Origin of the sequence: Aromatoleum evansii, from assembly GCF_012910805.1 — a bacterium.
Taxonomy (GTDB): Bacteria; Pseudomonadota; Gammaproteobacteria; order Burkholderiales; family Rhodocyclaceae; genus Aromatoleum; species Aromatoleum evansii.
In genome coordinates, this window is the sequence record NZ_WTVK01000030.1 from 67,266 (window position 1) to 73,775 (window position 6,510).

Here is a 6,510-nt window from a genome sequence, read left to right on the forward strand (position 1 = left end):
TCTCAGTTGGCAGCCGTCTTCAGCAGACCGGCCAGATGTTCGACGATCCTGCGCGCGACCTCGGTCTTGGGTGCGCGCTCGAGCGGATGGCGGCCCGCGTCGTCGTACAGGATCACCAGGTTGTCGTCGCTGCCGAGACCATCCTGCACCAGGTTGCCCACCAGCATCGGCAGGCGCTTGGCCCGCCGCTTGCCTTCCGCGTAGGCATCCAGGTCGCGGCTCTCCGCAGCAAAGCCGACGCAGAACGGCGCATTCTCGCGCGCAGCGACCTCGGCCAGGATGTCGGGATTGGGCGTGAGCCGCAGCGTCATCTCGGCAGACGACTTCTTCACCTTGTGCTCGGCAGCCTCGGCCGGACGATAGTCGGCCACCGCCGCGACGCCAATGAATACGTCCGCCCCCGGCAGCGCCGCCATCACCACATCGCGCATCTGCAGGGCGCTGCGCACGTCCTCGCGGCGCGCCCCCGTCGGCACGGGCAGCCCCGTCGGGCCGCTCACCAGCACGACTTCCGCACCGGCGCGCACGCAGGCCTGGGCCAGCGCATAGCCCATCTTGCCCGAGCTGGTGTTCGTGATCCCGCGCACCGGGTCGATCGCCTCGAAGGTCGGCCCGGCAGTCAGGACCACCTTGCGCCCCGCGAGCAGCTTGGGCTGGAAGAACGCGATCACGTGCTCGAGCAGCTCCTCCGGCTCCAGCATGCGCCCCATGCCCACTTCCCCGCACGCCTGGTCGCCGGCGGCCGGCCCGAAAACCGTCACCCCGTCAGCGACCAACTGCGCCACGTTCCGTTGGGTGGCCGGGTGCTCCCACATCTGGAGGTTCATCGCCGGCGCAACCAGCAACGGGCACTCGCGTGCGAGGCATAGCGTGCTCAGCAGGTCGTCGGCCCGCCCCTGCACCAGCTTGGCCATCACATCCGCCGTCGCCGGCGCGATCAGCACCGCATCCGCACCGCGCGTGAGATCGATGTGCGCCATGTTGTTGTCCATGCGCGCATCCCACAGGTCCGTCCACACCCGATTGCCCGACAGCGCCTGGTAGGTCACCGGCGTCACGAAGCGTGCGCCGCCCTCGGTCAGCACGACGTGCACGTCCGCGCCGGCCTTGCCCAGCAGCCGCACGAGCTCCGCCGCCTTGTAGGCGGCCACCCCGCCGGTCACGCCGAGGACCAGCTTGCGCCCTTTCAATTCGCACATGACATATGCCTTACAATTATTCGCTCACCCACAGACTGCCCCCCCCCACATGGCTATCACCGACTGGCCGGAAGACGAACGGCCGCGCGAAAAACTCCTCGGACGCGGGCCGGCGGCCCTCTCCGACGCCGAACTCCTCGCCCTGTTCCTGCGCGTCGGCGTCCGCGGCAAGAGCGCCGTCGATCTCGCCCGCGACCTGCTCGAGCGCTTCGGCTCACTCACCCGCCTGTGCGCCGCACCAGCAGGCGATTTCGCTGCAGTGCCCGGCATGGGGCTCGCGAAGTATGCCCAACTGCAGGCGGTCATGGAACTGGCGCGACGCGCCCTGAGCGAAGAGATGGCCACGCGCGACGTGTTCGACTCACCGTCCGCGGTGCGCGACTGGCTGCGACTGCGCATCGGCAGCCTGCCGCACGAGGTCTTCTGCGTACTGCTGCTTGACGCCCGCAATCGCCTGATCGAGGCCGTCGAGCTCTTTCGCGGAACCCTGACGCAGACCAGCGTCTACCCTCGCGAGGTGGTCAAGCTCGCCCTCTCGCGCAACGCCGCGGCCGTAATCCTCGCGCACAACCACCCCTCAGGCGCCAGCGAACCGAGCGGCGCCGACGAGCTGCTGACCCGCAACCTCAAGCAGGCGCTCGACCTCGTGGACGTGCGCGTCCTCGACCACTTCATCGTCACCGCCCACGCGCGCCCGCTCTCCTTCGCCGAACGCGGCCTGCTGTAAACCCCGCCTCGTGACACCGCCTTTCGCGGCAATCGCACTCGAGACTTGCCCCCTCGGGGGAACATCGGCTAATATCCTGGGTTTTCCGCAATCCGAATTCCCTGGAGCAACATATGGCTCGCGTTTGCCAAGTGACCGGTAAGGCACCGATGGTGGGAAACAACGTTTCCCACGCCAACAACAAGACCAAGCGTCGTTTCCTCCCGAACCTGCAAAACCGCCGGTTCTGGAGCGAAGCTGAAAACCGCTGGATCCGCCTGCGCGTGTCCAACGCTGCACTGCGCACCATCGACAAGAAGGGCATCGACGTCGTCGTGTCCGAGCTGCGCGCCCGCGGCGAGAAAATCTGAGACACCGCGCGAACAGCGCAGCAACTGAACGGAGATTCAAATGGCTAAAGGCGGCCGCGAAAAGATCAAGCTGGAATCGACCGCAGGTACCGGTCATTTCTACACGACCTCGAAGAACAAGCGCACCACCCCGAACAAGCTCGAGTTCAACAAGTACGACCCCGTCGCACGCAAGCACGTCCTGTACAAGGAAGTGAAGCTGAAGTAAGCACCCTTGCAGGCTGCGGCCTGCTCCAGGGACGCAGCGTACAAAACAAGAGGCCGCCGGATCACTCCGGCGGCCTCTTGTTTTTCCTGAAGGCCTTTCGCTACGGCGTACGGCCTTCCGGACTAAAGGGACATCAGGCCTTCTGGATGTTAGAGGCCTGCTTACCCTTCGGACCCTGGGTGACTTCGAAGGAAACCTTTTCGCCTTCCTTCAGCGTCTTGAAGCCGGCCATATTGATCGCGGAGAAGTGAGCGAAAAGATCTTCGCTACCGTCGTCCGGAGTAATGAAGCCAAAACCCTTGGAGTCATTGAACCACTTAACGGTACCAGTTGCCATGTTGCCTTGATCCTTCAACAGATTACTTAAAACGATGCGGGGTCTCCCCCTTCAGTGCATGAATGCTCAGTGAAGCGTTACCAGTACTGCCAAGCCAGAGACCCCGAAAGCAGCCGAGACCACAGAACCAGTGCATTGAACTTTGCATCTCGCACCCGTCCTGCTTTTACGCATTTGTCAGCACAGCGTCAACAATTTCTTACCCACGAAATTGCTGCAACGCAACGGCGGAAACGCCCTGAAAATGCCGATCTCGACTCAGCCTGCAGCTATTCCAACGCCGTTATCCACCTCCCGCAATACGCTGCGCCGCAATATGCCGCTTGTCGCATCGGCGCACTTCCACACAGGCACGGAAGCCCTTCCGGGGCTGCCCGAGACTTGTTGCACTCCGCCTCCACTTGATTAGAATGGACCGCATGGCCACGCATAAACAGGGCGAGTACATACTCGAGGCGGAGCGCTCTCGCACCAAGCCCCCGCCCCTATACAAGGTGCTGTTGCTCAATGACGACTTCACGCCCATGGACTTCGTCATCGTTGTGCTGCAGAAATTTTTCGGCATGGACCGCGAACGGGCTACGCGGGTCATGCTCCAAGTCCACAGAGAGGGCATGGGGGTCTGCGGCGTCTTCGCGAAGGACGTCGCGGCGACCAAGGTAGAACAGGTCGTATCCTTCGCCCGTCAGCACCAGCACCCGCTGGCATGCGTGATGGAGGAAAACTGAGAATGATCGCGCAAGAGCTTGAAGTCAGTCTGCACATGGCGTTTGTCGAAGCCCGGCAAAAGCGGCACGAGTTCATCACCGTCGAACACCTGCTGCTCGCGCTGCTCGACAACCCCTCTGCAGCCGAGGTCCTGCGCGCCTGCGCAGCGAACGTCGAGGAGCTGCGTCGGGAACTGACGAATTTCATCAACGAGCACACCCCCAAGGTCGAAGGCACGGACGAGATCGACACGCAACCGACGCTCGGCTTCCAACGCGTGATCCAGCGTGCGATCCTGCACGTCCAGTCATCGGGCAAGAAGGAAGTGACCGGCGCCAACGTGCTCGTGGCGATCTTCGGCGAAAAGGATTCGCACGCGGTGTATTTCCTGCAACGGCAGAACATCTCGCGCCTGGACGTGGTGAATTTCATCTCGCACGGCATCTCGAAGTCCCCGCAGCAGGGGCAGCCGCCCGCGGGCAAGAGCGAGCCGCAGGAACAGGGCGAACAGGAAAGCGAGGGCGCGCAGGCCAACAGCGCACTCGAGAACTACACGCAGAACCTCAACCAGCAGGCCCTCATCGGCAAGATCGATCCGCTCATCGGGCGCGAACGCGAGCTCGAGCGGGTGATCCAGACGCTGTGCCGGCGGCGCAAGAACAACCCCCTGCTGGTCGGCGAAGCGGGCGTGGGCAAGACCGCCATCGCGGAAGGCCTGGCGCGCTGCATCGTCGAAGGGCGCATCCCGGAAGTGCTCGAAGGGGCGCAGGTATACGCACTGGACATGGGCGCCCTGCTCGCCGGCACCAAGTATCGTGGCGATTTCGAGCAGCGCCTGAAGGCCGTGCTGAAGCAGCTGCGCGAAACGCGCAACGCCATCCTGTTCATCGACGAGATTCACACCCTGATCGGCGCGGGCGCCGCGTCGGGCGGTACGCTGGATGCGTCCAACCTGCTCAAGCCGGCGCTCTCGTCGGGCCAGCTGAAGTGCATCGGCGCGACGACCTATTCCGAGTTCCGCCAGATCTTCGAGAAGGACCATGCGCTGTCGCGGCGCTTCCAGAAGGTCGACGTGACCGAGCCCTCGGTCGCCGAAACGGTGGAGATCCTGAAGGGACTCAAGAGCCGCTTCGAGGAGCACCACGGCGTCAAGTACTCGACCGCAGCGCTGAGCTCGGCTGCGGAGCTGTCCGCGCGCTACATCAATGATCGCCAACTGCCCGACAAGGCCATCGACGTCATCGACGAAGCGGGCGCCGCGCAGCGTATCCTGCCCAAGTCGAAGCAGCGCAAGACGATCGGCAAGGGCGAGATCGAGGACATCGTCGCGAAGATGGCGCGCATCCCGCCACGCACCGTGTCGAGCGACGACAAGGCCGCGCTGAAGAATCTCGACCGCGACCTGAAGAACGTCGTGTTCGGTCAGGAAGCAGCGATCGAGGCGCTCGCCAAGGCGATCAAGATGTCGCGCTCCGGCCTGGGCAATCCGGCCAAGCCGATCGGCAGCTTCCTGTTCTCCGGCCCCACCGGCGTCGGCAAGACCGAGGTGGCGCGACAGCTCGCCTTCACGATGGGCATCGAGCTCGTGCGCTTCGACATGTCGGAATACATGGAGCGCCATGCGGTGAGTCGCCTGATCGGTGCGCCGCCGGGATACGTCGGCTTCGACCAGGGCGGCCTGCTGACCGAGCAGATCACGAAGAAGCCGCACTGCGTGCTCCTGCTCGACGAGATCGAGAAGGCGCACCCGGACATCTTCAACATCCTGTTGCAGGTGATGGACCACGGCACGCTGACCGACAACAACGGCCGGCAGGCGGACTTCCGCAACGTGATCATCATCATGACGACCAACGCCGGCGCGGAGATGATGCAGAAGTCGGTGATCGGCTTCTCGGCCAAGCGCGAAGTGGGCGACGAGATGGGCGAGATCAAGCGCATGTTCTCGCCAGAGTTCCGCAACCGGCTGGACGCGACGATCTCCTTCAAGCCACTCGACAACGAGATCATCCTGCGCGTGGTCGACAAGTTCCTCATGCAGCTCGAGGCGCAACTGCACGAGAAGAAGGTCGAGGCGCACTTCACCGACGAGCTCAAGGGCTGGCTGGCCTCCGAGGGCTTCGATCCGGTGATGGGCGCGCGGCCGATGGCACGCCTGATCCAGGACACGATCCGCTCGGCGCTCGCCGACGAGCTGTTGTTCGGACGCCTCGTGCATGGCGGCAAGGTGACGATCGATCTCGATGGCGAAGGGAAGGTGAAGCTGGTCTTCGACCAGACCGAAGCGGCAACCGTCTGAGCATCCGGACGCCGCTAACCCGGCGCAATCGGAAAGGGCGACCTGCGGGTCGCCCTTTTTTTGTGTGCCGTGCTGGTTTATCGTCCCACCCCGAACCACGCGCGAATTTGCGTGTGTCATCACCCCCTATCCACCGCCAGCAAACAAGGAAACGCAAGCATGGAAATCCAGACAGCCGACCTCTGCGACGCCCACGAAGGGAAACTCCGCATCGTGAGCCCGATGTTCCGCAGCTTCGGCGGCCGCGCCGCTTTCGGCGGCGAGATCGCGACGCTCAAGGTGTTCGAGGACAACTCGCTCGTGCGCACCGCGCTGGAGGGGCCGGGCAAGGACCGCGTGCTCGTGATCGACGGCGGCGCGTCGATGCGCTGTGCGCTGGTCGGCGACCAGTTGGCCCTGCTGGGGGTCAAGAACGGCTGGGCCGGCGTGATCGTGTATGGCTGCATTCGCGACTCGAAGGCGATCGGCGGCATGGACATCGGCGTGTTCGCGCTCGGCACCCATCCGCAGAAGAGCATCAAGAAGGGCGTCGGCGACAAGGATCTGGCGGTGACATTCGGCGGCGTCACTTTCGTGCCCGGACAGTTCGTCTACGCGGACGAGGACGGCGTCGTGGTTTCGGAATCGTCCCTGCTCTGAGCATCGCGGGGCCGGAGTGCATGCACCGGCCCCTGCCCACCCC

8 protein-coding genes are annotated in these 6,510 nt (G+C 64.1%); 6 read left to right on the plus strand and 2 right to left on the minus strand.

Going from position 1 to position 6,510, the window contains the following annotated elements; all coding sequences use genetic code 11:
• Positions 1-2 precede the first annotated feature (2 nt).
• On the minus strand, positions 3-1,199 hold the full coding sequence (gene coaBC, locus GO615_RS16105; RefSeq protein ID WP_169129842.1) for a bifunctional phosphopantothenoylcysteine decarboxylase/phosphopantothenate--cysteine ligase CoaBC: 1,197 nt from the start codon (positions 1,197-1,199) through the stop codon (positions 3-5).
• A 49-nt stretch (positions 1,200-1,248) separates the two neighbouring features.
• On the opposite strand from coaBC, the gene radC reads away from it, so the two are divergent.
• The 3 genes from radC (at position 1,249) to rpmG (ending at position 2,484) form a co-directional block, all read left to right on the plus strand.
• Positions 1,249-1,926 carry a RadC family protein gene (gene radC / locus GO615_RS16110; RefSeq protein WP_169129843.1) on the plus strand — a complete coding sequence of 226 codons (678 nt, stop codon included), beginning with the start codon at positions 1,249-1,251 and terminating at the stop codon, positions 1,924-1,926.
• Positions 1,927-2,039: 113 nt separating this feature from the next.
• The gene (gene rpmB / locus GO615_RS16115) at positions 2,040-2,276 is read left to right on the plus strand and encodes a 50S ribosomal protein L28 (protein WP_050416864.1); all 237 of its coding nucleotides are present in this window, start codon (positions 2,040-2,042) and stop codon (positions 2,274-2,276) included.
• Between the two features lie 40 nt (positions 2,277-2,316).
• Entirely contained in the window at positions 2,317-2,484 is a 168-nt protein-coding gene (gene rpmG / locus GO615_RS16120) for a 50S ribosomal protein L33 (RefSeq protein ID WP_018990830.1), read from the plus strand.
• A 133-nt stretch (positions 2,485-2,617) separates the two neighbouring features.
• Here the strand turns inward: rpmG and GO615_RS16125 are convergent, their stop codons facing one another.
• Positions 2,618-2,821 (minus strand): cold-shock protein, encoded by a 204-nt coding sequence (locus GO615_RS16125; protein ID WP_018990831.1) that lies wholly within the window; start codon positions 2,819-2,821, stop codon positions 2,618-2,620.
• A gap of 419 nt (positions 2,822-3,240) precedes the next feature.
• On the opposite strand from GO615_RS16125, the gene clpS reads away from it, so the two are divergent.
• From clpS to rraA, 3 genes are all read left to right on the plus strand, one after another.
• Positions 3,241-3,549 (plus strand): ATP-dependent Clp protease adapter ClpS, encoded by a 309-nt coding sequence (gene clpS / locus GO615_RS16130; protein ID WP_169129844.1) that lies wholly within the window; start codon positions 3,241-3,243, stop codon positions 3,547-3,549.
• 2 nt (positions 3,550-3,551) lie between these two features.
• Complete coding sequence (clpA, locus tag GO615_RS16135; RefSeq protein ID WP_169129845.1) at positions 3,552-5,828, plus strand: ATP-dependent Clp protease ATP-binding subunit ClpA; 2,277 nt, start codon at positions 3,552-3,554, stop codon at positions 5,826-5,828.
• 159 nt (positions 5,829-5,987) lie between these two features.
• On the plus strand, positions 5,988-6,467 hold the full coding sequence (rraA, locus tag GO615_RS16140; RefSeq protein ID WP_169129846.1) for a ribonuclease E activity regulator RraA: 480 nt from the start codon (positions 5,988-5,990) through the stop codon (positions 6,465-6,467).
• The last annotated feature ends 43 nt before the right edge of the window (positions 6,468-6,510 follow it).

What these genes read in the sequence shown, in the direction of transcription:
- rpmB (WP_050416864.1), top strand. Translation starts at nt 2,040, where the DNA reads ATGGCTCGCGTTTGCCAAGTGACCGGTAAGGCACCGATGGTGGGAAAC.
- clpA (WP_169129845.1), top strand. Translation starts at nt 3,552, where the DNA reads ATGATCGCGCAAGAGCTTGAAGTCAGTCTGCACATGGCGTTTGTCGAA.
- rpmG (WP_018990830.1), top strand. Translation starts at nt 2,317, where the DNA reads ATGGCTAAAGGCGGCCGCGAAAAGATCAAGCTGGAATCGACCGCAGGT.
- GO615_RS16125 (WP_018990831.1), bottom strand. Translation starts at nt 2,821, where the DNA reads ATGGCAACTGGTACCGTTAAGTGGTTCAATGACTCCAAGGGTTTTGGC.
- radC (WP_169129843.1), top strand. Translation starts at nt 1,249, where the DNA reads ATGGCTATCACCGACTGGCCGGAAGACGAACGGCCGCGCGAAAAACTC.
- rraA (WP_169129846.1), top strand. Translation starts at nt 5,988, where the DNA reads ATGGAAATCCAGACAGCCGACCTCTGCGACGCCCACGAAGGGAAACTC.
- clpS (WP_169129844.1), top strand. Translation starts at nt 3,241, where the DNA reads ATGGCCACGCATAAACAGGGCGAGTACATACTCGAGGCGGAGCGCTCT.
- coaBC (WP_169129842.1), bottom strand. Translation starts at nt 1,199, where the DNA reads ATGTGCGAATTGAAAGGGCGCAAGCTGGTCCTCGGCGTGACCGGCGGG.